The organism is Pseudomonas sp. BN606 (genome assembly GCF_029873115.1).
Lineage (GTDB): Bacteria > Pseudomonadota > Gammaproteobacteria > Pseudomonadales > Pseudomonadaceae > Metapseudomonas.
Genome location: NZ_SSOF01000073.1, coordinates 82,260 through 104,613, shown reverse-complemented (window position 1 = coordinate 104,613; position 22,354 = coordinate 82,260). Strand labels below are relative to the sequence as shown.

Here is a 22,354-nt window from a genome sequence, read left to right as displayed (position 1 = left end):
AAGTTAGCAACCAACTAGTCGAATTTCAATCGGTCGACTCAGCCGAGAGCATTCCTGCCAATTGCGGATAACGCTTGGAAAGAATGACCAATCCTCGCTGGGCCTCGGCATACGTTTCGTCGCCATGTAGCGCTTGCAGGCGCATCATTTCCAACCTTGCAGCCTGCGAATGGCCATTTAGGCCAAGAGCCAAGGAGTACCGAAACAGACTGGGCGGATAAGGGTACCGATGCGCCACTCGCCTCATCCATTCAAGTTCGCCGACAGGCATATCTGGACGAGCCTCAGTTCTTGCGAATCGCACAAACTCCCTCAAATTGCTCAAAAGCCATACATCAGGCGCAGATTGCCCGGCCCTGTGGTCACCGATTCGAGCGGTCTCAAAACGCATCAACCGATAATCATCTTCCAGTTTCCTGTACTCCACCCAGACCAGTCCCAATACCAGCACACCGACCATCCAGATGCCCCCCCCCAGGAAACGGGGTAGAGACACCAAATCTGGAGCCCCCTGCTCCGCCTCAATCAAGCCAATCAAAAAGCCAACGGGGATCAGGAAATATGCATACTCAAGCGGAAGCTCCAACATTCCGTGTAAAAAAACCAGCCCAATTACTAGCCACGCATAAAAGCCTTCCGAACTATCTGATCTACTGGCTAGCCGCAAGAAATGGAAAGAGATAAGAGCAACAGCTGCCAAACCTAACAAGGGGCCATTCCAGATCAGCATGTCCAACACAATATTGTGTGCATGTTCTGTCATAATGGAGACCGGTTCGATCAACGAGACAGCGACTTGCGCTGTGCTGACTTGGTTCCACCCATATCCCCACCAACCGCCGTGATAGACGGCGACCAACATCTGCTTCCATAGCGCCAAACGATGAAGCGCCTGAGCGCGTTCAGCAACACTGTAGGCTGTCAAGTGCATGGCATCCGCGATGACAGGGAGCGCCAACACCAACAGCGCATATACAGCGATCCAAGGCAATAACCTGATAGGCGAAAGCCTCAAACCAAATGCTCTATAACAGTAGAAATGCCAACCGAAGAGACACAAGACTCCCAACCAAGGCGTTCGGGACTGCGTCAGAACCAGACAAAATATGAGGGTCAAGGCAATCATGCTTGCCGACCACCACTGCAATCGCCGCTTTTCCCTCAGATACAAGAGTGACGCAACGGCCATGAGGAGCAGAGTTGCCAGGTTGTTAGGCTGAGCTAGATTCGCGTATGGGCGCCCGTCAAGACGCATGTCGACGACCCAGATTCCTCCATCAAGTCTCAGCCATTGGACCAGAACAACCCAACAGGACAGTATTGCTCCGACCAAAAAGACCCATGACAATATCTCGAAAGAATCCCGCCCCCAAGATGTGAATGCCATTCTCCCAAGAATTACAGCATATGCCAGCCCCGCGAGATAAAGGCTGGAGATCGACGCATCCCCCAAAAAGACCACTTGACCTGCTAGCCACTGCCCCCAAGGAACCAGCGCGAGCAATAGCAGCAATATCGAACACGCCGAGAGTGACAGCCTTCGGTGGAAAACGAAGCACACACCCAGAGTTCCCAATGCCAGAAATGCCAGATAGTCGCTGTAGAACGCGACCCATGGATAATAGTGATTAGGTAGCACCCAAGACAATACCAACATGATGCCGCTGGCCAGCACCGGAACTATAGGAACCCTTTCCATCCCCCCTCCCGAATCACAAACAAAAAGGGGGGATGCAATGCATCCCCCCTTATACAAATTAACTAGTTAGTTGCCGCGGCAGGAGCCTGGCAGGAACTTAGCCGGTACGCCGTTGGAGCTAGCAGGCCCGCACTTCCACGCAGCAACAGTCTTACCGGCATCGCTGGCAGTCAGAGCAGCGGTAGCAGCACCATCAGTGTAAGGAGTCAAGGTGATGTACTTGTCATCAATAGCAGTATCGTTGAAGCCAGTTGCCTGCACGCTAATCACACCTGCAGCAGTAGTAGAAACTGCCTTGACGTAGCGGGAGGTCTGGGAAGCGGACTCACAGCCCCACGCATCAGCGGCAGGCAGTGAAGTACTAGAAGACTGCACAACTTCAGTCACGGTGGTACGGCATGCGGAAGCCGCCAGAACAACCTCCGACATTTTGGCTCGCTTGGTGTAGTCCTGATAGGCCGGCAGGGCGACTGCAGCGAGAATGCCGATAATCGCTACCACAATCATCAGCTCGATCAACGTAAAACCTTTCTGGGCTTTCATCTAGTCATCCTCAAATGTTGTAGGCCGTTTGCCTACGCAGACTCAAGCAGGGGCCGTGCCAACTTCTTTAAATGCCCTGAAGCGCGTCCTTCAATAGGCGACCACATACCCCATCCGTGAGACGGCTATCACCTCAACAAGCACGTATAAACGCCATAGCCGGCCACATACCGACCAAATTTGTCACCCAACAGCTGCAGATTTGGCGCTATAGACCATCTACGTTATAAGGCTGTGAACATTCTTCTTTGGCACCGCCCCATGACCGACTCCGCCCCTACACTTTCCGGCCTGGCCAAGCAACTGGTCATCACCAATCTGCTAGATGAACGGAGTGCGCTGCAGGCCCATACGCAGGCGCAGCGCAACAAGATTCCGCTTATCACCTACCTGGTACAGAACAAGCTGCTGAAGAGTCGGGATCTGGCGGAAATGGCGGCTGAGCAGTTTGGCGTGGCGTTTCTCGACCTTTCCAGCGTCGACAAGGAATCCCAGCCGAAAGACCTAGTGAGCGAAAAGCTGGTGCGCCAGCACCGCGCCCTGCCACTCTGGCGCCGTGGCAACAAGCTATTCGTGGGAATTTCCGACCCCACCAATCACCAAGCCGTGACCGACATCCAGTTCAGTACCGGCCTCAATACCGAGGCCATCTTGGTTGAGGATGACAAGCTGGGCGATGCCATCGAGAAGTTCTTCGACTCCGCCAACAGCGGCATGGAGGACCTCGGTGACGTCGACCTGGATGGCGTGGATGTCGAGGCAGTCGAAGACGACAAAAAGGACAGCCCCGGTGGCGTGGACGCCGACGACGCGCCGGTGGTGCGCTTCGTCAACAAGATGCTGCTGGATGCGATCCGCGGCGGCTCCTCGGACCTGCACTTCGAGCCCTATGAGCGCTCCTACCGGGTGCGCTTCCGTACCGACGGCATGTTGCATGAAGTGGCCAAGCCGCCGATCCAGCTGGCCAGCCGCATTGCCGCGCGCCTGAAGGTAATGGCCGCGCTGGATATTTCCGAGCGCCGCAAGCCCCAGGACGGTCGGATCAAGATGAAGATTTCCAAGTCGAAATCCATCGACTTCCGCGTCAACACCCTACCGACGCTGTGGGGCGAGAAGATCGTGATGCGGATTCTCGACCCCACCAGCGCACAGATGGGTATCGACGCCCTGGGGTACGAAGAGGAGCAAAAGGAGCTGTACCTGGCCGCCCTGAAGCAGCCCCAGGGGATGATCCTGGTCACCGGCCCCACCGGTTCGGGCAAGACGGTATCGCTCTACACCGGCATCAATATCCTCAATACCGTGGACATCAACATCTCCACCGCCGAAGACCCGGTGGAGATCAACCTGGAAGGCATCAACCAGGTCAATGTCAACCCGAAGCAGGGCATGGACTTTGCCCAGGCCCTGCGCGCCTTCCTGCGTCAGGACCCGGACGTGATCATGGTGGGTGAAGTTCGTGACCTGGAAACCGCCGAGATCGCCATCAAGGCCGCCCAGACTGGTCACATGGTGTTGTCTACCCTGCACACCAACAGTGCGGCGGAAACCTTGACCCGCCTGCGCAATATGGGCGTGCCGGCCTTTAACATCGCCACCTCGGTCAACCTGATCATCGCCCAGCGCCTGGCACGCAAATTGTGTAGCCATTGCAAGAAGGAAGTGGACGTGCCGCGTGAGGTGCTGGTCAAGGAAGGCTTTCCGGAGGCCAGGATCGGCAGCTTCAAGCTGTATGGCCCGGTCGGCTGCGAGAACTGCAACCAGGGCTACAAGGGCCGTGTGGGTATTTATGAAGTGGTTAAAATCACGCCGGCCATGCAGCAGCTTATTATGGAAGAAGGCAACTCCATCCAGATCGCCCAGCAGGCGCGCCGAGATGGCTTCAATGACCTGCGAACCTCAGGCCTGGTTAAAGCCATGAACGGCATTACCAGCCTTGAGGAAGTCAACCGCGTGACCAAGGATTAACCATGGCGGAAAAAGCGCTGAAAACAAGTACCTTCGCCTGGGAAGGTACGGACAAGAAAGGCAGCAAGGTCAGGGGCGAACTTAGTGGCCAGAACCCGGCGCTGGTGAAGGCGCAACTGCGCAAACAGGGCATCAACCCCACCAAGGTACGCAAGAAATCCACTTCTCTGCTGAGCGCAGGGAAGAAGATCAAGCCCTTGGACATCGCCCTGTTCACCCGCCAGCTAGCCACCATGATGAAGGCCGGCGTGCCCCTGATGCAGTCCTTCGACATCATTGGCGAGGGCTTCGAGAAGCCGGCGATGCGTACGCTGGTGAACGAGGTCAAGCAGGAGGTTTCCTCGGGCAACAGCCTGGCCAACTCCCTGCGCAAGAAACCGGAATACTTCGACGAGTTGTATTGCAACCTGGTGGACTCAGGCGAACAGGCAGGTGCCCTGGAAACGCTGCTTGACCGGATTGCCACCTACAAGGAAAAGACCGAGGCCCTGAAGGCCAAGATCAAGAAGGCGATGAACTATCCGATTGCGGTGGTCGTGGTCGCGATCATTGTTTCCGCGATTCTGCTGATCAAGGTGGTGCCTCAGTTCCAGTCGGTGTTCGCGAATTTTGGTGCTGAGCTTCCGGCCTTCACCCTAATGGTCATTAACCTTTCCGAACTCCTTCAGGAATGGTGGTTCATTGTGTTGCTTGGCTTCTTCGCGGCTGGCTTTCTAATTCAACAGACCCACAAGAAGTCTGAAAAATTCCGCGACTGGGTTGATCACACCGTGCTCAAGCTCCCGATCGTCGGCGATATCCTCTACAAGTCTGCAGTAGCTCGCTTTGCCCGCACGCTGGCCACCACCTTCGCCGCTGGCGTTCCTCTTGTGGACGCATTGGATTCAGTAGCAGGCGCCAGCGGTAACGTCGTTTTCAAGAACGCCGTACTCAAGGTCAAGCAGGACGTGTCCACCGGTATGCAGCTGAACTTCTCCATGCGCACCACGGGAGTCTTCCCCGCCATGGCCGTGCAAATGACCGCCATCGGCGAAGAATCCGGCGCACTGGATGACATGCTCGACAAGGTCGCCAGCTTCTATGAAGCCGAAGTGGACAACGCCGTCGATGGCCTTACCGCTCTCATGGAGCCCATGATCATGGCCGTGCTCGGCGTGCTGGTCGGCGGTTTGATCATTGCGATGTACCTCCCCATCTTCCAGCTCGGCAACGTCGTCTAAACCATGCAATTGATCGACTTTCTGGCCAGCCACGCGCTGGCCTTTGTTTTCTGCGCGCTGCTGCTTGGCCTGCTGGTGGGCAGCTTCCTCAATGTGGTGATTCACCGCCTGCCGAAGATGATGGTTAGCGATTGGCAGGAGCAGGCCCGTGAAGCATTGAGCCTGCCGGCGGAACCCAAGGGACCGGTGTTCAACCTGATCCTGCCGAACTCCCGCTGCCCCCATTGCAGCCATGAGATTCGCGCCTGGGAGAACATCCCGGTGGTGAGCTACCTGGCGCTGGGCGGCAAGTGCTCGTCCTGCAAGGCCCCCATCAGCAAGCGCTATCCCTTGGTTGAGCTGTTTTGCGGCGCGCTATCTGCCTATGTGGCATGGCATTTCGGATTCAGCTGGCAGACCGGAACTTTCCTGGTGCTGACCTGGGGCCTGCTGGCGATGAGCATGATCGACGTCGACCACCAGTTGCTGCCGGACGTGCTGGTCCTGCCTCTGCTCTGGCTTGGCCTCATCCTCAACAGCCAGGGCCTGTTCGCCAGCCTGGAAGACGCGCTCTGGGGAGCGGTTGCCGGCTACATGAGCCTGTGGTCGGTTTACTGGGTGTTCAAGCTGGTGACTGGCAAGGAAGGTATGGGCCACGGCGACTTCAAGTTGCTGGCGATGCTCGGCGCCTGGGGTGGCTGGCAGGTGCTACCGCTGACTATCCTGCTGTCATCCCTCGTGGGTGCGGTGCTGGGTGTGATCATGCTGCGTCTGCGCAACCAGGACACGGCAACCCCCATCCCCTTCGGTCCGTACCTGGCGATTGCCGGCTGGATTGCATTGCTCTGGGGTGATCAAATAACGGCGACCTATCTGCAATTCGCCGGTTTCAAATGAACAAACCCTGGATTCTTGGCCTCACGGGCGGTATCGGAAGTGGCAAGAGCGCTGTCGCTGCCCACTTCAGCGAGCTTGGTGTGCACCTGGTGGATGCCGACCATGCTGCACGCTGGGTAGTCGAGCCCGGCCGCCCTGCCCTGGCGAAGATCGCCGAGCATTTCGGTAGCGATGTGCTGCAAGCGGATGGCCAACTGGACCGCGCTGCATTGCGGCAACGCATTTTCGAGAACGCGGACGAACGCCGCTGGCTGGAAACGCTGCTGCATCCACTGATTGGTCAGGAAATTAGCCAGTACCTGGCGCGCGCCGAATCCCCCTACGCCATTCTGGTCTCGCCACTGCTCATTGAATCCGGCCAGCATCGCCTCACCCAGCGCGTGCTGCTGGTGGACGCGCCGGAAGCCATGCAGGTTCAGCGCACCATGCAACGGGACAAAGTGCCCGAAGAGCAGGTCCAAGCCATATTGAAAGTGCAGGCCAGTCGCGAGCATCGCCTCAAGCATGCCCACGACGTGCTGCTCAACGACCGCGGCCTGGATTGGCTGCGTGCCGAAGTGGAGCGCTTGCACAACTTCTACCTGACCCTGCGAGGAGGCCAGCCATGAGTCAACCCGTCACTGTGGAGTGCCCCACTTGCGGCGCCCCGGTGGAATGGGGCCCGCAAAGCCCGTCCCGTCCTTTCTGTTCCGAACGCTGCAAGCTGATCGACCTAGGGGCCTGGGCCGCCGAAGAACATGCGATTCCCGGCGACAATACAGAAGACGAGCTCTTCTCCGGCGACCTGCCGCCGCGGGAGCACTGAAGCGGCAGTGCGTAGGATGGCGTTGAGCGAAGCGAAACCCATCGATTGCAGACCAAGAACTCGCTCGTTGGGCTTCGCTACGCGCTGCGCCAACCTACGCAACGCGGGCGCCAAGCCCACTCAAGGCCGCATGAAGCTGTAGTCCCGCTCCGGGTCGAGGTTGTCGGCCAGGAAGGTCAGCTCCTGAGCCAGATCATCTGCCGGGCGCAGCATTGCACTGCGCTCGACGACTGCACTCAGCAGGGCGCGTAGTGCCAACTCGTCGCTGAAGCCCTCGCGTTTGGCTGCCTCCAGGCTCTGTTCCAGGGCGGTTCTTGCCCAGTCGTGAATCCCCATGTCGTCTGCCCCTTATGTTGGTGGATGGAAACGCTACGTCTGCGTTAGCTGTTGCGAGAGATTGACCATCGGGCCAAGAGCCTTGTAGGAGCTGGCTTGCCAGCGAAACGCCGCCATTCGCTGGCAAGCCAGCTCCTACGGGCAATGCAGCTGCCTACAACACGTCCTGCGGACATAGCCGATGGAAAAGCACCATCCACGCTACGAAACCGAGCGGCATGAGTTCCTTGACGCAAATCAGGTGTCAGCCGGGAATAAGGCGAGCGAATCCTGGGAGATCAACGCGGCGTGTCGTCATCCTTCCAAGGTGCCTGGAGGTAACGGGTGCGGTTGAAGGTCTCCAGCCAATCCGGGCAGAACACCACCAGGGCAGTCACGGCCGTGCCGTTGATAAAGGCTTCAGGGAACATCACCAGCCAGAGGTAGCCAATGAAGTCTTCCAGCCAGGGCGGCATCGGGAATACGCCATCCATCCACAACAACCCCAGCCCGATCAGCACGCAAAACAGTGCTGCCAGGGCTGCCGGAAAGAATCCACAGCAGAAGATGTATACGAACAGATTGCGTGGCTGGTAGTGCTCAACCCACTTGGCGCAAAGCTCGGTAACCAGGACCGGCAGCAGCACCAGCAGGGCGCCGTTGATGCCCACGGCTGCCAGATCCTGCTTGCCCAACGCCAACAGGCCGAGTTGTGCGACCAATCCACCCAGCACTGCCAAAGGCCAATCCAGCAACAGGGTAACCGCGGTTAGTCCGATGAAGTGATAAGACAAGCCCGACTCGAAATCCCGTCGCATCAGCCAGAGCAGGAAGAGCACCATCACAGTGCCGAACACCAGGTGCTGACGGCGGGAGTCACTGAACAGTTCGAGCCAAGGCGCTCGCCAGATCGCCCAGGCAATCACTGGGAGGTAGATCGTCCAGCCAAGCGTCAGGGTTTCGGGGGAGAGAAGTTCTGCGGCAATCACGGCACCAGCGACTCCAGCGCGGCGCGAAGTACCGCAGCGTCACTGAACGCCTTGCGCTCCGTCAGCGTACCGTGGTCCAGCTGCAGCCAGAGCACGTGCGACTCGTCGCCCGGATAACGGCTGGCAACGCGGGACTCGCGATCCAACAGGACGCGATAGTTGTACTCCTGCATGGCGGGCACCGCAAAGAGCGAGGAAACAAGCGATGGCATACGACTGATGTCTGCCACGAACACCGCATGACGCGCTTCCAGATACCCCTTGGGCTTACCGTCCAGTGCTGACTTCACCAGCTTACCGCCGTCCATGCCACGCGCCACCAGCAGCACCTTCAGCCCGTCGTCAAGGCTATAGGGCTGATCGAACTGGTCCAGAAGTGTCCATGGGGCGAGTCGCTCCCCGACTTCCAGCGCTTGACTGAAAGTGGTGAGCAGGCAAAGCAACAGGCCAACGTAGATCCGCATCGATTCAATCTCCAGTGGTCGAGTAGACCCGAATGTCTTCGCGCTCCGACCAGCCCCGTTGCATCTGCCAGAACGCCAGCGCCTCAGGCGCATCTTCCAGCACGAACACATGGGACTTGCGGATACCCAGTGCAGTCAGCCGACGTAATGCTTCCTGCAACAAGGCGCGCGCCCAACCCTTGCCCCGAAATGGCCGGTCTACCACCAGGTGCTGCAGGTAACCGCGGCGACCGTCATGCCCTACGAGCAGGCTTCCAACCAGATGTCCGTGGTCATCTTCGAGCAGCAGGGAGAGGGCTGGGTTGCGCTGCAAGTAGGTGCAGAACGGTTCCAGCTCATCTTCTGCGCGTACGCGAACTCCGGGCGTGCGACGCCAGAGCTCGAGCAGGGAGGCGTGGTCGGCGGCAGTGACGGGACGAATGTGCATGGTGAACTCCAGGCAATTGCTGGAAGTTTACACCGCACCGGCGCCGGTCAAGCTGTGCGCATTTGTCGCGATAGCCTCTCCGCTGGCGCGTCAGGGGGTACCCAGGGGCCCGACTGGAAGGCTAAGCTGCGGATCATGAACGAGTCCGACTACCTGCGCCTGCTGACGCGGCAGGCCGAGCAAGCCAACGACTTTCTGTCGAATGCGCGCAAGTGGGAACGCGAGCGCTGGGTCTGCCAGCGGCTCCTGCAGGCGCTCAACCTGCCCTATCGACTCGACGAGTTCACTACCAGTCAGGAACCGCCGGACGTGCAGTTCCGCGAAGCCAACTTCGAGGTGTTCTTCGTATTGGACGAAGGGCGCCGCCTCAACGAGGAATGGCGCGCCGAACTGGAACGGCGGCGCAGCGCCTTTTCCCTGGCACAACTGGTGCGCCGGGAAAGTCGCCCAAAGCGCATCGCCGCCGCCGAGCTCCAGGCACGCCTGGCGCCAACCCTGCGCAAGAAGGCCCGCAATTATAATGAGCGGGGCCTCGACCTGGGCGAGCTCGACCTGCTGGCCTTCGTCAACCTCAAGCGCGCCACACCCGACTTCAACAGCCCGTTTCCACCTCCCACCGAATACTTGCGCCAAGGCTGGCGCTCGCTGTCGCTGGTGGGGTCGAATTTCGCCCGGGTGCTCTTCGCCCATGGCGACGCACCGGACTTCCTGCGCAGCAACCTCGGCCGAACCATTCTTTTCGACGTAGGAGTCGGACTTTGACCGGCTTCGTGCAAATTTCCCCCGCCGCGCGTTGAGCGCCTGTGAATTCGCCGGCTAGAATGCCCACCACTACAAAGTCGAGGCCCCCATGCCCAGCCGCCTGACGCCCGAAGACCAGCAAAAGGTCGACCAGTACCTGAACCTTCCCCAGCACCAGGTGGAACGCCAACCGTTCCGCCCATGGCGTCTGCTGTGGATCGTACTGGCCATCGTCGTCGTGCTGGGCCTCCTCAGCCGCCTCCTGAGCCGACTGGTGCTATGAGCTGCCTCCTGCGCTCGCCCTCGGCGACAAAGAATTCCTATAGCCTTGCGAGACCTTCCCATGTCCCATCGTATCGTGATCGTCGGCGGCGGCGCCGGCGGCCTGGAGCTCGCTACCCGTCTGGGTAGAACCCTCGGCAAGAATGGCCTGGCCAAGATCGTCCTGGCCGATGCCAACCTCACCCATATCTGGAAACCCCTGCTTCATGAAGTGGCGGCCGGCTCGCTGAACTCCACCGAGAACGAGCTGAACTATGTCGCCCAGGCCAAGTGGAACCACTTCGAGTTCCAGCTCGGCCGCATGAGCGGGCTGGACCGCAAGCGCAAGGTCATCCAACTGGCCGCGACCCATGACGAGGACGGGCGCGAGTTGGTGCCGGCCCGCGAGCTGGCCTATGACAGCCTCGTCCTTGCCGTCGGCAGTACCACGAACGACTTCGGAACCGAAGGCGCGGCGCAGCACTGCATTTTCCTCGACACCCGCGAACAAGCCGAACGCTTCCACCGGAAGCTGCTCAGCCACTACCTGCGCGCCCACGCCCAGCAGAACGCCCACGATCAGATCAGTGTCGCCATCGTCGGAGCCGGTGCCACTGGCGTCGAACTGGCCGCTGAGCTGCATCACGCGGCCCATGAACTGGCCGCCTACGGCCTGGATCGCATTCAGCCGGAAAACATGCGCATTACCCTGATCGAAGCCGGCCCGCGCGTTCTTCCCGCACTGCCGGAGCGCATCAGCGCGCCGGTGCATTGCACCCTGGAGAAGCTGGGAGTCACCGTGATGACCGGTGCGGCAGTGAAGGAAGTGACAGCCGAGGGCCTATTGACGGCACAAGGTGAAACGATTCCCGCCAGCCTCAAAGTCTGGGCCGCCGGCATTCGCGCCCCGGCGTTCCTCAAGGACCTGGATGGGCTGGAGAGCAACCGTATCAACCAGCTCGTTGTGCGCCCGACCCTGCAAACGACCCGAGATGACGATATTTTCGCCTTCGGCGACTGCGCGGCCTGTCCTATGGGGGACGGCACTGAACGCAACGTGCCGCCTCGCGCGCAAGCGGCGCACCAGCAGGCGTCGCTTCTGGTGAAGTCGTTCAAGTCACGCCTGCAAGGCCAGCCACTGCACGACTATCAGTACAAGGACTACGGTTCGCTGATTTCGCTCTCGAGCTTCAGTGCCGTCGGCAACCTGATGGGCAATCTGATGGGTAGCGTGAAGCTGGAAGGCTGGCTGGCACGGATGTTCTACATCTCGCTCTACCGCATGCACCAGATGGCACTTTATGGCGCCTTCCGCACTGGCCTGCTGATGCTGAGCGATCGCATCGGCCGCAGCACGGACCCGCGCCTGAAGCTTCACTGACGCACTCAAGGCAAGGTGGGATTTCGAGTACCGGAGTCCGCCTTGCCTAACTCATCGCGATCCAGCCCAGCAGCGACGCAAAGAATCGATGCAAACAAAAAAGCGGTAAGGCTTTCGCCTTACCGCTTCTTCGGACCTCCCGAGAGGTCTTGTATGGTGGGTCGTGTAGGATTCGAACCTACGACCAATTGGTTAAAAGCCAACTGCTCTACCGACTGAGCTAACGACCCAAATGTGAGGTGGTCGGGGTAGAGAGATTCGAACTCCCGACATCCTGCTCCCAAAGCAGGCGCGCTACCGGACTGCGCTATACCCCGTAGGAAGTTGGCTCCGCGACCTGGACTCGAACCAGGGACCCAATGATTAACAGTCATTTGCTCTACCGACTGAGCTATCGCGGAACTTCGGTCTTCCAACTCTTCTTCGCTTCACCGCTTTGGTTTAGCGCTTCAGAGGCGCGCCATTTTACGGATAGCGAACAGCCTGTCAACCCCTAAAAAAACGAATTCCTACAATGATTTGCAGATAGCCGCCCGAGTGCTATACCTGAGCCGTGGAGAGATCGTTACAGGTCGTGGTCGCGGCCTGTCTCCCTACAGGACAGCTATGAGCAATCAGGATCGCCCCCCACCCCCTTCCGGCCCCGTGACGACCCTGGCCAGCCGCGGCATACAGCCGCGCTTCGGTGAATTGGTACAAAGCTGCCGCAAGCTGGTGATGAACCGGCTGGCGGAACGTCTGACCGGCGTTTTCGGCCAGGTCGACGATACCCTCTTCGAGTGCGCCGAGAAGGCCGAGAACAATCAGGTCCAGACCCTGTTCTTCGACAGCATGCGGGATATCCGCAAGCAGCGCCCACAGATAGAGCGCGCTTACCACCAACGCATTGCCAAGACCTTCGAAGACTTTCTCAGCGGAAAACTCAAACCCGAGCTGAAGGCCAGTGAGCTGGATGCCGACCATCTTCAGTTGATGGGAAACGACGAATACGAAGAAAGCCTGCTCGTCACCAATATGGTCAGCCGGGTCAAGGCGCGCTGTGCGCAGTCCCTGTTCGCTCTGGACCAGCGTCTGGCTGTGCTCAACGGCGGGCGCAAGCTGGGTGACGATGAGAACCCGTTCGGTCCGCAAGCTGTGGCATTGGCCTTCCGTGAAGCACTGGAACCTTGCCCCTTCCCGCTGCGAATAAAGACCATTCTCTACATGCTTTTCGACCAGCATGTAATGCACGGCCTGGACAGCGTCTATGAGGCCCTCAACCAACGTTTGATCCAGGCCGGCGTGCTGCCCAACCTCAAGTACAGCGTGCAGCGCTCCACCAGTGTGCCCCATCCGCCCTCATCGGCAGCGGGTAAGACACCACCCGAGGACCAAGCGGCGCAACCGCCAACTCAATCGCCGCCCGCTCCCCAGGCAAGCGGCCCACTGGACCTGACCGGCGCACCACCCAGCGACCCCGGCCAGTTGTTCAGCGGACTGGCCGCCCTGCTGGGCGAGCGCCGCATGCACCACAGCGACGCCCCGCTCCCCGGCGGAACCCCGAGCATCTCGAGCTTTGCCCCGCGAGGCGCAACCCGCACCTATAGCGCGGCGGAACTGCTCGAAGCTCTGAACCGCCTGCAACAACAGTCCGCCCAGGACCTTGCCAGCAAGCTACGCCAGCCGCAGCGCGTTGAAGGTCTGAAAGCCGACCTGCAACAACAACTGGAAAGCCACAGCAACCTGCCCGGACAACAGAAACTGTCCGATTACGAAGCGGACGTGATCGACCTGGTGGGCATGCTCTTCGATTTCATCCTCGACGACGACAACCTGGCCGATGTCTACAAGACCGCCCTCTCCCACCTGCACACGCCCTATTTAAAGGTCGCCCTGCAGGACAAGGCACTCTTCACCCAGCATCACCACCCGGCCCGCCGACTACTCAACTGCATGGCACAAGCCGGTGTGCTCTACGCCGGTGAAGGTGAGGAACGCGGGCTGCTGGCGAAGATGCACTGGGTCGTCGAGCGTGTCGTGCATGGCTTCAGCGGAGACCTGCTGCTGTTCGACAGCCTGCTGGATGAGTTCAACGAGTACGTCGGCACATTGAGGCATAAGGTGGAACTGCGCGAACAGCGCGCCGTGGAAGCCGCCAAGGGCCGCGACAAGCTGCTCGGTGCCCGTCAGCATGCAGTCGACACAGTGGGCCGGTTCCTGGCCGGTCGCGAACTGCCCGGCATCATCCAGCACTTCCTCGAACTCACCTGGACCGACGTACTGGTCTTCGTCCTGCTCCGCCATGGCGACCGCAGCAACGAGTGGCAGCGCTCGGTGGAGGTCGCCGAGCAGTTGGCGTGGAGCGGAACCCCGCTGGACGCCAACGGCCGTGCCCGCCTTCAACAACTGCGTGTTCCAATGCTGGAAGACCTACGCAAAGGCCTGGAATTGCTGGGTGGCTATCACGAAGACGGTATTCGCCGCCTACTTCAGGATCTCGTCGCTTGCCAGCATGCCGTTCAGTCGCAGCAGCCGCAGGTGGCTGCACGTATCGACAGCCCGCTGCCGGAAAGCAAGCTGGGCGAGATGCTCGGCGAGGACTCGGAGCTGGCCAACACACCGAGCCCTGTCAGCCTATCCAATCGTGCCCAAAACTTGATCCGGGAACTCTCGCGCCTGGAGTTCGGTACCTGGTTCGAATTCATCGACGGCCCCGACACCCGAGCTCTCAAGCTGTCCTGGTACAGCCCTACCACGCGCAACTATATGTTCGTCGACCACAGCGGCCAGCGAGTGGCGATCGTGCCCATTACCCAGCTGGCCATGGACATGGAGCAAGGGCTGGCCCGCCTGGTTCCGCCGGAACGCAGCGCCCCACTGGTGGACCGCGCCCTGGGCGCTATCTACCGGGTACTGCAGCGCTTTACCGGCCGCACCACCTAGCCCGCCGTAGGAGTTCGCCATGGAAGAACGTCGCCAGCACAGTCGTCATGCCACAGAGCTACAGCTGGAAGTATTCGATCTGCATTCGGGACAGCGCCTGGGACGCATCGTCGACTTGTCGATGGATGGCTTCATGCTGCTGAGCGAGCTGCCACTGGTCGCCGACTCGGTGTGGGAGTGCAGGCTCGTCCCACTGACTTGGGTGGAAGGCCTGGAGGAAATCCGACTGGGCGCCGATTGCCTGTGGACGCGCAAGGGCGAAGATCAGCACAACTGCTGGGCAGGCTTCCATATCATCGACCTGGCAGAAGACCAGGCAACCGTTCTTGAAGACCTGCTGCAGTCCATTCGCACGCCCTGACTACACAAGAACCACAAAAAAGCCCCGCATAGCGGGGCTTTTTTGTGTCGCCGGAGATTAGCTGAAAACGATCTCGTCGCCTTCCACCTTGGCGGAGATGCTGCTGCCAGGCGCGAACTGGCCGGCAAGGATCTGCTGGGCCAGCGGGTTCTCGATCCAGCGCTGGATTGCCCGCTTCAGCGGGCGGGCGCCGTAGACCGGGTCGTAACCCACGGCAATCAGCTTGTCCAAGGACTCTGGACTCAGCTCCAGGCTCAGCTCGCGCTCGGCCAGGCGTTTGCGCAGTCGCTGCAGCTGGATCTCGGCGATACCACCGATCTGGTCACGGCCCAGGGGCTCAAACACCACCACTTCGTCGATACGGTTGATGAACTCGGGACGGAAGTGCGCACTCACCGCGTCCATCACCGCCGCACGCTGAGCTTCCCGATCCCCCACCAGCTCCTGAATCTGCGAGGAGCCCAGGTTGGAGGTCATCACCACCACCGTATTGCGGAAATCCACGGTGCGACCGTGACTGTCAGTCAGACGGCCATCCTCCAGCACCTGGAGCAACACGTTGAACACGTCTGGGTGAGCCTTTTCCACTTCGTCCATCAGCACGACAGAGTACGGTTTGCGGCGAACGGCTTCGGTCAGGTAGCCGCCTTCCTCGTAGCCGACATAGCCCGGCGGCGCACCGATCAGGCGAGCCACGGAATGTTTCTCCATGAACTCGGACATATCGATGCGCACCATCGCCTCTTCGGTATCGAAGAGGAACTCAGCGAGGGCCTTGCACAGTTCGGTCTTGCCCACCCCGGTCGGCCCCAGGAACAGGAAGGAACCGCTGGGGCGATTCGGATCGGCCAGGCCGGCGCGGGAGCGGCGCACGGCGTTGGCCACGGCGACGACCGCCTCGTGCTGGCCGATGACGCGCTTGTGCAGCCCTTCTTCCATATGCAGCAGCTTCTCGCGCTCGCCCTCCATCATCTTGGCAACCGGGATACCGGTCCATTTGGAGACGACCTCGGCGATTTCTTCGTCAGTGACCTTGTTGCGCAGCAGCTGGTTCTCGGTCTTACCGTGCTGATCAACCATTTGCAGGCTGCGTTCCAGGTCCGGGATCACGCCGTACTGCAACTCAGCCATGCGCTGCAGATCGCCCTTGCGCCGCGCGGCGTCCATATCCTGGCGAGCCTGCTCGATCTTCTGCTGGATCTGCGCCGAACCTTGCACCTCGGCCTTCTCGGACTTCCAGATTTCCTCCAGATCGGCGTATTCGCGCTCGAGCTTCTGGATGTCCTCTTCCAGCTTGGCCAGACGCTTCCTGGTGGCTTCGTCCTCTTCCTTCTTCAGGGCCTCGCGCTCGATTTTCAGCTGGATCAGGCGGCGATCGAGCCGATCAAGGGCTTCCGGCTTGGAGTCGATTTCCATGCGGATGCGGCTGGCGGCTTCGTCGATCAGGTCGATGGCCTTGTCCGGCAATTGGCGGTCAGTGATATAGCGGTGCGACAGCTTGGCGGCGGCGATGATGGCGCCATCGGTGATGGTCACACCGTGGTGCACCTCATAGCGCTCCTTCAGGCCCCGCAGGATGGCGATGGTGTCCTCCTCGCTCGGCTCGTCCACCAGTACTTTCTGGAAACGACGTTCCAGCGCCGCATCCTTCTCGATGTACTGGCGGTACTCGTCCAGGGTGGTCGCGCCAACGCAATGCAGCTCGCCTCTGGCAAGAGCCGGCTTGAGCATGTTGCCTGCATCCATGGCGCCCTCAGCCTTGCCGGCACCAACCATGGTGTGCAGTTCGTCGATGAAGAGAATGACCCGACCTTCCTGCTTGGAGAGCTCGTTGAGTACGCCCTTCAGGCGCTCCTCGAACTCGCCGCGGAACTTGGCGCCGGCGATCAGCGACCCCATGTCCAGGGCCAGCAGGCGCTTGTCCTTGAGTCCATCCGGCACCTCGCCATTAACGATGCGCTGGGCCAGGCCTTCGGCGATGGCCGTTTTGCCGACGCCGGGCTCGCCAATCAGCACGGGGTTGTTCTTGGTGCGGCGCTGCAGGACCTGGATAGTGCGGCGGATTTCGTCATCACGACCTATAACCGGGTCCAGCTTGCCTTCTTCGGCGCGCTTGGTCAGATCGACGGTGAACTTGTCCAGCGCCTGGCGGGACTCCTCGACATTGGGATCATTCACGGCCTGGCCACCACGCAGGTTGGCGATGGCATTCTCCAGCGCCTTGCGGGTCACGCTCTGGCCGAGCAGGAGCTTGCCGAGACGGGTGTTCTCGTCCATGGAAGCGAGCAGCACCAGCTCACTGGAGATGAACTGGTCGCCCTTTTGCTGGGACAGCCGATCGGCCTGGTTGAGCAGGCGCGCCAGGTCCTGGGACAGGTTCACATCGCCAGTGGGGTTCTGGATCTTCGGCAGATGGTCAAGCTCACGGGTCAGGCCCTGGCGCAGGGCCGCCACGTCGAAGCCCACCTGCATCAGCAGAGGCCTGATGGAACCGCCCTGCTGATCGAGCAGGGCCAGTACCAGGTGTACGGGTTCTATAGCGGGGTGGTCGTGGCCAACCGCCAGGGACTGCGCATCAGAAAGCGCCAGTTGCAGCTTGCTGGTCAAACGGTCAATTCGCATGGGTTCGTCCTTCCTTCAGATAGCGGGCGGCACGATGAAGGCGCCAGATACGAAAACCCGCCGGGATGAAGCTTAGATAGGGACGATTCTGTGTGATTCAACCTTTGTGCGATTGACCGGAATCAAGAGACGTTGCGGCGGGCTTCCAGACTGGAGGGAAATCGCCCGTAATTCGATTCGCTCCGGCCAGGGCGCGAAATCTGTCAGTCGGTCAGCCAGACCAGGCTGGCGAAACGGCCGGTGCGAGAGGCGCGACGATAGGAATAGAAGCGGGGATCACTGACGGTGCAAAAGCCTCCGCCATAAACGGCATGCACGCCCCGCGCGGCCAAGCGAATGCGCGCAAGTTGGTAGATATCGGCCATGAACTTGCCAGCATTGGCACTGGGCCGGAAGGCCTGTCCAGCCTCCTGATGGTTAGCCACGAAAGCTTCACGCACTTCGGGGCCGACTTCGAATGCAGCGGGGCCAATGGCCGGGCCTAGCCAGACCAGCACCTCTTCAGGCGGCAAGGCCAGCGCATCCAGGGTGGCCTCCAGCACACCGTTGGCCAGTCCACGCCAGCCGGCATGGGCAGCGGCAACCCTGGTACCGGCGCGATCGCAAAACAGCGCGGGCAGGCAGTCTGCGGTCAAAACAGCGCTGGCAACGCCCGGCTCGTCGGTCCAACTGGCATCCGCTTCGTCCACTCGGGCCGGGTCGGCCCTGGAAACCTGAACGCCATGCACCTGGCTAAGCCATGCAGGACGGCAGCCCAGGCTGGACATCAATAGAAGACGGTTCTGTTCCACGGCCTGCGGATCATCGCCGACATGGCTGCCGAGGTTCAGGCCTTCATACGGCGACTGGCTGAATCCGCCCTCGCGAGTGGTGACGCACGCGTTCACCCGCGCCGAGGCGGGCCAGTCAGGCGTCAGCCAGGTGTTCATTGCTCGAAGGACTCGCGATCCTGGCGCAGGAGGCTCAGCAGCCAGACGAAGTCGTCAGGCAACGGGGACTCCCACTTCATGCGCACGCCGCTCACAGGGTGGTCCAGTTCGAGGAACCGCGCATGCAGAGCCTGGCGCGGAAACTCCTTGAGGGTCTGGACCAGCGTCGGACTCGCGGCCGGAGGAATGCGGAAGCGACCGCCGTAGACCGGATCACCCACCAGCGGGAAGTTCACATAAGCCATGTGCACACGAATCTGGTGGGTACGGCCGGTTTCCAGCTTCACGCGTGTGTGCGTATGGGAACGGAAGCGCTCCAGCACCCGGTAATGGCTGACGGCGGGCTTGCCCCCGGCGACGACGGCCATGCGCTGACGCTGCTGGCCATGACGGCCGATAGGCGCATCTACCTTGCCACCGGACGTGATCACCCCGACCACTACAGCCTCGTACACGCGACTCACGCTACGCGCCTGCAGCTGTGCGACCAGGCTGGTATGAGCCTCGAGGGTCTTGGCGACCACCATCAGACCGGTGGTGTCCTTGTCCAGGCGATGGACGATACCGGCACGCGGCACGTTCTCGAGCCCCGGCACATGGTGCAGCAGGGCGTTGAGCAGTGTGCCATCGGCATGCCCAGCAGCTGGATGCACCACCAGTCCGGCGGGCTTGTCCAGCACCAGCAGGTGATCGTCCTCGAAGACGATATCCAGCTCGATGTCCTGGGCTATCCACTCGCCCTGCGACTCCTGCTCGGCATTCAGCTCCAGCAGAGCGCCGCCGTGCACGATGTCGCGCGGACGCAGCACGCTGCCGTCAACGGTGAGGAGCCCGTCCTTGATCCAGCCGGAAAGGCGGGAGCGGGAGTGCTCGGAAAAGAGTTGCGCAGCGATCTGGTCGAGACGTTGCCCGCCCAGTTCGGAAGGCACTTCGGCGCTGAGTTGAATGACGTGCTTGGTATTGGAAGGCATGCTCGGGAACGGAGGGGGCGCAGCCTTTGGTTTCAGTTGCGCGCTTGTGGTTAAATACTGCGTCTTTGTCCCGGGGGTTCCGGGGCGCCCATCATAACAGGACGGCTCCAGCCAAGACAGCCAGCCGTCACAGGGACGCAAGCCGCCATGCAAGTGAAACACCTGCTGCTGATCGCCACTCTCGCCCTCACCGCCGCCTGTTCCTCCAACAAAGAAGTGGTGGACGAGAACCTGAGCGAAGCCGAGCTGTATCAGCAGGCCCAGGCCGATCTGGACAACAGCAGCTACACCCCCGCCATCGCCAAGCTCAAGGCCCTCGAATCCCGCTATCCGTTCGGCCGCTATGCCGAACAGGCCCAGCTCGAGCTGATCTACGCCTATTACAAGAACGTCGAGCCGGAGGCCGCCAAGTCCGCTGCGGAGCGTTTCATCCGCCTGCACCCGCAACATCCGAACGCCGACTACGCCTACTACCTGAAAGGTCTGGCGTCCTTCGAGCAAGACCGCGGCCTGCTGGCGCGCTTCCTCCCGCTGGACATGACCAAGCGTGACCCGGGTGCCGCCCGCGACTCCTACAACGAGTTCGCGCAACTCACCAGCCGCTACCCGAACAGCCGTTATGCCCCGGATGCCAAGCAGCGCATGATCTACCTGCGCAACCTGCTGGCCGCCTACGAAATCCACGTTGCCGACTACTACCTGACCCGTCAGGCCTATGTCGCCGCTGCCAACCGCGGCCGCTACGTAGTGGAAAACTTCCAGGAAACCCCCGCTGTCGGCGACGGTCTGGCTGTGATGGTTGAGTCTTACCAACGCCTGGGCCTGAACGACCTGGCTGCTTCCAGCCTGGAAACCCTGAAACTGAACTACCCGGAGCACCCGCAACTGGTAGACGGGCAGTTCGTGGCTCGCGAAGAAGAAGCCGACAACCGCTCCTGGCTGGCCAAGGCTACCTTGGGCCTGATCGAGAGCGACGCGCCGCTGCCCCCGGGCGAAACCCGCGCTGCCCAGGACGTGATCAAGCAGTACGAAAACGCCAAGGAAGAAATTCCGGCAGAACTGCTGCCGGAGAATCAGGATGAAGTGCAGGAAGAAGAGCACGAGTCCGAAGCCAACCAGAACGACCGTTCCTGGTTCAGCTACATGACTTTCGGCTTGTTCGATTGAGCAACGCCATATGCAATAAAGAAGGGAGGCCAATGGCCTCCCTTCTTCGTTTTAGTCTGCATCAGTCTCCCAGCCGCCATCCGGAAGTAACCGGATAACGCCGATCCCTGCCGAATCCCCGCTGGGTCACCCGGATGCCGATCGCTGCCTGGCGCCGCTTGTGCTCGTTACGATCCACCATACCCAGCACCCGATTCACCGTATCCTCGTCGAATCCCTCGGCAATGATGGCGTTGGCTGACAGGTCGTGCTCAATGTAGAGCTTGAGAATCTCGTCCAGCACTGGGTAGGGCGGTAGCGAATCCTCATCCTGCTGCCCAGGTGCCAGTTCCGCAGACGGCGGCCTTTCGATCACCCGCGGCGGAATCACCGGCCCAAGACTATTGCGGTACTCGGCAAGACGGAACACCAAGGTCTTGGGCACATCCTTTAGCACATCGAAGCCGCCAGCCATGTCGCCATACAAAGTCGCGTAGCCCACGGCCAGTTCGCTCTTGTTGCCAGTGGTCAGAACCAGGCTGCCCTTCTTGTTGGAAATTGCCATCAGGATCGAGCCGCGACAGCGTGCCTGCAGGTTTTCCTCGCTGGCATCGCGCGAATGACCATCGAACACCGGCGCGAGAATCTGCTGGAAAGCATCCAGGGCCGGGGCGATGGGGAGTACGCGATAGGCCACGCCGAGTAGACGCGCCTCGGTCTCGGCATCCTCCAGACTGATCTGCGACGTGTAGTGGTAGGGCATCATCACCGCTTCCACTCGTTCGGCGCCCAAGGCATCCACGGCCACCGCGAGGGTCAGAGCCGAGTCGATACCACCGGAAAGCCCCAGCACCACGCCCTTGAAGCCATTTTTTTGCACATAGTCGCGAACCCCCACCACCAGCGCCTGGTAAACGCTCGCTTCCACGTCGGGCAGCTCGGCGCAGTGGGTCAGGCGCGGCAGCCAGCGCCCTTCCAGCAGCTGCAGATCCACCGGATACAGGCCTTCGACGAAGGCCGGCGCGCGTTGGCAAATCATCCCGCTGGCGTCCATGACACAGCTTCCACCGTCGAACACCAGCTCATCCTGGCCGCCGACCTGGTTCACGTAGATCACCGGCATCTCGCCCTCGGCAACCCGTTCGGCCAGTACTTCCTCACGCTCCAGTTGCTTGTCCAGGTGGAAGGGCGAAGCGTTCAAGCTGAGCATCAGCTTCGCCCCGGCAGTGCGGGCCTGGGCCATGGGCTCGGGGAACCAGATGTCCTCGCAGATCGACAGCGCCACCGGCACACCCTTGATATCCACTATGCAAGGCTGTTGCCCGGGCTCGAAATAGCGCTTCTCGTCAAACACTCGGTAGTTGGGCAGACATTGCTTGTAGTAGCTAGCCAGCAGCTGGCCATCGGCAATCACCGCGCAAGCGTTGTAGCGCAGCTCTTCTTCCAACCAGGGATACCCCACAACCAGGTAGATGCCACGAACCTCGTCGCGCAACTGCCGAAGCCCCTGCTCGATACGCCGCTGCATGCTGGAGCGCAGCAAAAGGTCTTCCGGCGGATATCCGCACAGGGACAACTCGGGGAAGACGATGACATCCGCTTCCCAGGCCCCACGCGCCGCGTTCGCTTCCTCGATCATCCGCTCGACATTGCCCTGGACATCACCGACTCGGAGATTGAGCTGGGCCATCACGATTCGCAGGCTCTGGCGCAT

The 22,354-nt window shown here is 60.6% G+C and carries 21 protein-coding genes and 3 tRNA genes; 11 read left to right on the top strand and 13 right to left on the bottom strand.

All coding sequences use genetic code 11. The features are described 5' to 3' along the window. Positions 1-25: 25 nt before the first annotated feature. Together E8E75_RS15565 and E8E75_RS15560 are read right to left on the bottom strand one after the other, a co-directional pair. Positions 26-1,699 (bottom strand): O-antigen ligase family protein, encoded by a 1,674-nt coding sequence (locus E8E75_RS15565; RefSeq protein ID WP_120652957.1) that lies wholly within the window; start codon positions 1,697-1,699, stop codon positions 26-28. A gap of 66 nt (positions 1,700-1,765) precedes the next feature. After that, positions 1,766-2,242, bottom strand: coding sequence for a pilin (locus E8E75_RS15560; RefSeq protein WP_120652958.1), 477 nt, complete (start codon positions 2,240-2,242; stop codon positions 1,766-1,768). A 261-nt stretch (positions 2,243-2,503) separates the two neighbouring features. On the opposite strand from E8E75_RS15560, the gene pilB reads away from it, so the two are divergent. The 5 genes from pilB to yacG are packed head-to-tail and all read left to right on the top strand — an operon-like array spanning position 2,504 to position 7,111. Next, complete coding sequence (pilB, locus tag E8E75_RS15555; protein ID WP_120652959.1) at positions 2,504-4,210, top strand: type IV-A pilus assembly ATPase PilB; 1,707 nt, start codon at positions 2,504-2,506, stop codon at positions 4,208-4,210. A gap of 2 nt (positions 4,211-4,212) precedes the next feature. Continuing rightward, a complete protein-coding gene (locus E8E75_RS15550) occupies positions 4,213-5,430 on the top strand; it encodes a type II secretion system F family protein (protein ID WP_120652960.1) in 1,218 nt (405 codons plus the stop codon). 3 nt (positions 5,431-5,433) lie between these two features. Continuing rightward, the gene (locus E8E75_RS15545) at positions 5,434-6,306 is read left to right on the top strand and encodes an A24 family peptidase (RefSeq protein WP_120652961.1); all 873 of its coding nucleotides are present in this window, start codon (positions 5,434-5,436) and stop codon (positions 6,304-6,306) included. Further along, the gene (gene coaE / locus E8E75_RS15540; protein ID WP_120652962.1) at positions 6,303-6,914 is read left to right on the top strand and encodes a dephospho-CoA kinase; all 612 of its coding nucleotides are present in this window, start codon (positions 6,303-6,305) and stop codon (positions 6,912-6,914) included. The genes E8E75_RS15545 and coaE overlap by 4 nt, the downstream gene beginning before the upstream one ends. Then, a complete protein-coding gene (gene yacG / locus E8E75_RS15535) occupies positions 6,911-7,111 on the top strand; it encodes a DNA gyrase inhibitor YacG (RefSeq protein WP_120652963.1) in 201 nt (66 codons plus the stop codon). Before coaE ends, yacG begins: the two co-directional genes overlap by 4 nt. A 120-nt stretch (positions 7,112-7,231) precedes the next feature. On the opposite strand, the gene E8E75_RS15530 is transcribed toward yacG, so the two are convergent. The 4 genes from E8E75_RS15530 to E8E75_RS15515 form a co-directional block, all read right to left on the bottom strand. Beyond that, entirely contained in the window at positions 7,232-7,447 is a 216-nt protein-coding gene (locus tag E8E75_RS15530; RefSeq protein WP_120652964.1) for a hypothetical protein, read from the bottom strand. A gap of 278 nt (positions 7,448-7,725) precedes the next feature. Further along, positions 7,726-8,415 carry an energy-coupling factor ABC transporter permease gene (locus E8E75_RS15525; RefSeq protein ID WP_280359378.1) on the bottom strand — a complete coding sequence of 230 codons (690 nt, stop codon included), beginning with the start codon at positions 8,413-8,415 and terminating at the stop codon, positions 7,726-7,728. Beyond that, complete coding sequence (locus E8E75_RS15520; protein WP_153921520.1) at positions 8,412-8,879, bottom strand: FAD/FMN-containing dehydrogenase; 468 nt, start codon at positions 8,877-8,879, stop codon at positions 8,412-8,414. The genes E8E75_RS15525 and E8E75_RS15520 overlap by 4 nt, the downstream gene beginning before the upstream one ends. Positions 8,880-8,883: 4 nt before the next feature. Further along, entirely contained in the window at positions 8,884-9,306 is a 423-nt protein-coding gene (locus tag E8E75_RS15515) for a GNAT family N-acetyltransferase (protein WP_120652967.1), read from the bottom strand. A gap of 135 nt (positions 9,307-9,441) precedes the next feature. On the opposite strand from E8E75_RS15515, the gene E8E75_RS15510 reads away from it, so the two are divergent. The 3 genes from E8E75_RS15510 (at position 9,442) to E8E75_RS15500 (ending at position 11,689) form a co-directional block, all read left to right on the top strand. Next, positions 9,442-10,068, top strand: a complete 627-nt coding sequence (locus E8E75_RS15510; protein ID WP_120652968.1) for a DUF1780 domain-containing protein — start codon at positions 9,442-9,444, stop codon at positions 10,066-10,068. Positions 10,069-10,156: 88 nt separating this feature from the next. Beyond that, a complete protein-coding gene (locus tag E8E75_RS15505) occupies positions 10,157-10,330 on the top strand; it encodes a DUF3094 family protein (RefSeq protein ID WP_120652969.1) in 174 nt (57 codons plus the stop codon). Between the two features lie 60 nt (positions 10,331-10,390). Then, a complete protein-coding gene (locus E8E75_RS15500) occupies positions 10,391-11,689 on the top strand; it encodes an NAD(P)/FAD-dependent oxidoreductase (RefSeq protein ID WP_153921522.1) in 1,299 nt (432 codons plus the stop codon). A 154-nt stretch (positions 11,690-11,843) separates the two neighbouring features. Here the strand turns inward: E8E75_RS15500 and E8E75_RS15495 are convergent. The 3 genes from E8E75_RS15495 to E8E75_RS15485 form a co-directional block, all read right to left on the bottom strand. Then, positions 11,844-11,919, bottom strand: a tRNA-Lys gene (locus tag E8E75_RS15495). A 10-nt stretch (positions 11,920-11,929) separates the two neighbouring features. Beyond that, a tRNA-Pro gene (locus tag E8E75_RS15490) sits at positions 11,930-12,006 on the bottom strand. Positions 12,007-12,014: 8 nt separating this feature from the next. Then, positions 12,015-12,090, bottom strand: a tRNA-Asn gene (locus tag E8E75_RS15485). Positions 12,091-12,295: 205 nt separating this feature from the next. Between E8E75_RS15485 and E8E75_RS15480 the strand changes: the two genes are divergently transcribed. Together E8E75_RS15480 and E8E75_RS15475 are read left to right on the top strand one after the other, a co-directional pair. Beyond that, positions 12,296-14,611 carry a DUF1631 domain-containing protein gene (locus E8E75_RS15480; protein WP_153921524.1) on the top strand — a complete coding sequence of 772 codons (2,316 nt, stop codon included), beginning with the start codon at positions 12,296-12,298 and terminating at the stop codon, positions 14,609-14,611. Positions 14,612-14,630: 19 nt separating this feature from the next. Then, positions 14,631-14,972 carry a PilZ domain-containing protein gene (locus tag E8E75_RS15475; RefSeq protein ID WP_120652972.1) on the top strand — a complete coding sequence of 114 codons (342 nt, stop codon included), beginning with the start codon at positions 14,631-14,633 and terminating at the stop codon, positions 14,970-14,972. A gap of 57 nt (positions 14,973-15,029) precedes the next feature. Here the strand turns inward: E8E75_RS15475 and clpB are convergent, their stop codons facing one another. The 3 genes from clpB to rluD form a co-directional block, all read right to left on the bottom strand. Then, the gene (gene clpB / locus E8E75_RS15470) at positions 15,030-17,594 is read right to left on the bottom strand and encodes an ATP-dependent chaperone ClpB (RefSeq protein WP_153921526.1); all 2,565 of its coding nucleotides are present in this window, start codon (positions 17,592-17,594) and stop codon (positions 15,030-15,032) included. A gap of 203 nt (positions 17,595-17,797) precedes the next feature. Next, on the bottom strand, positions 17,798-18,523 hold the full coding sequence (pgeF, locus tag E8E75_RS15465; protein ID WP_153921529.1) for a peptidoglycan editing factor PgeF: 726 nt from the start codon (positions 18,521-18,523) through the stop codon (positions 17,798-17,800). Further along, complete coding sequence (gene rluD, locus E8E75_RS15460) at positions 18,520-19,494, bottom strand: 23S rRNA pseudouridine(1911/1915/1917) synthase RluD (RefSeq protein WP_120652975.1); 975 nt, start codon at positions 19,492-19,494, stop codon at positions 18,520-18,522. The genes pgeF and rluD overlap by 4 nt, the downstream gene beginning before the upstream one ends. Positions 19,495-19,641: 147 nt before the next feature. Here rluD and E8E75_RS15455 point away from each other — a divergent pair, with 147 nt between their 5' ends. Beyond that, positions 19,642-20,661, top strand: coding sequence for an outer membrane protein assembly factor BamD (locus tag E8E75_RS15455; protein WP_153921531.1), 1,020 nt, complete (start codon positions 19,642-19,644; stop codon positions 20,659-20,661). A 61-nt stretch (positions 20,662-20,722) separates the two neighbouring features. Here E8E75_RS15455 and E8E75_RS15450 read toward each other — a convergent pair whose 3' ends face one another. Continuing rightward, positions 20,723-22,354, bottom strand: coding sequence for an NAD+ synthase (locus E8E75_RS15450; protein WP_120652977.1), 1,632 nt, complete (start codon positions 22,352-22,354; stop codon positions 20,723-20,725).

Bases quoted from the DNA above. Each gene is read 5' to 3' on its own strand.
- E8E75_RS15565 (WP_120652957.1), bottom strand. From the start codon at position 1,699: ATGGAAAGGGTTCCTATAGTTCCGGTGCTGGCCAGCGGCATCATGTTG.
- E8E75_RS15560 (WP_120652958.1), bottom strand. From the start codon at position 2,242: ATGAAAGCCCAGAAAGGTTTTACGTTGATCGAGCTGATGATTGTGGTA.
- pilB (WP_120652959.1), top strand. From the start codon at position 2,504: ATGACCGACTCCGCCCCTACACTTTCCGGCCTGGCCAAGCAACTGGTC.
- E8E75_RS15550 (WP_120652960.1), top strand. From the start codon at position 4,213: ATGGCGGAAAAAGCGCTGAAAACAAGTACCTTCGCCTGGGAAGGTACG.
- E8E75_RS15545 (WP_120652961.1), top strand. From the start codon at position 5,434: ATGCAATTGATCGACTTTCTGGCCAGCCACGCGCTGGCCTTTGTTTTC.
- coaE (WP_120652962.1), top strand. From the start codon at position 6,303: ATGAACAAACCCTGGATTCTTGGCCTCACGGGCGGTATCGGAAGTGGC.
- yacG (WP_120652963.1), top strand. From the start codon at position 6,911: ATGAGTCAACCCGTCACTGTGGAGTGCCCCACTTGCGGCGCCCCGGTG.
- E8E75_RS15530 (WP_120652964.1), bottom strand. From the start codon at position 7,447: ATGGGGATTCACGACTGGGCAAGAACCGCCCTGGAACAGAGCCTGGAG.
- E8E75_RS15520 (WP_153921520.1), bottom strand. From the start codon at position 8,879: ATGCGGATCTACGTTGGCCTGTTGCTTTGCCTGCTCACCACTTTCAGT.
- E8E75_RS15515 (WP_120652967.1), bottom strand. From the start codon at position 9,306: ATGCACATTCGTCCCGTCACTGCCGCCGACCACGCCTCCCTGCTCGAG.
- E8E75_RS15510 (WP_120652968.1), top strand. From the start codon at position 9,442: ATGAACGAGTCCGACTACCTGCGCCTGCTGACGCGGCAGGCCGAGCAA.
- E8E75_RS15505 (WP_120652969.1), top strand. From the start codon at position 10,157: ATGCCCAGCCGCCTGACGCCCGAAGACCAGCAAAAGGTCGACCAGTAC.
- E8E75_RS15500 (WP_153921522.1), top strand. From the start codon at position 10,391: ATGTCCCATCGTATCGTGATCGTCGGCGGCGGCGCCGGCGGCCTGGAG.
- E8E75_RS15480 (WP_153921524.1), top strand. From the start codon at position 12,296: ATGAGCAATCAGGATCGCCCCCCACCCCCTTCCGGCCCCGTGACGACC.
- E8E75_RS15475 (WP_120652972.1), top strand. From the start codon at position 14,631: ATGGAAGAACGTCGCCAGCACAGTCGTCATGCCACAGAGCTACAGCTG.
- clpB (WP_153921526.1), bottom strand. From the start codon at position 17,594: ATGCGAATTGACCGTTTGACCAGCAAGCTGCAACTGGCGCTTTCTGAT.
- pgeF (WP_153921529.1), bottom strand. From the start codon at position 18,523: ATGAACACCTGGCTGACGCCTGACTGGCCCGCCTCGGCGCGGGTGAAC.
- rluD (WP_120652975.1), bottom strand. From the start codon at position 19,494: ATGCCTTCCAATACCAAGCACGTCATTCAACTCAGCGCCGAAGTGCCT.
- E8E75_RS15455 (WP_153921531.1), top strand. From the start codon at position 19,642: ATGCAAGTGAAACACCTGCTGCTGATCGCCACTCTCGCCCTCACCGCC.
- E8E75_RS15450 (WP_120652977.1), bottom strand. From the start codon at position 22,354: ATGCGCCAGAGCCTGCGAATCGTGATGGCCCAGCTCAATCTCCGAGTC.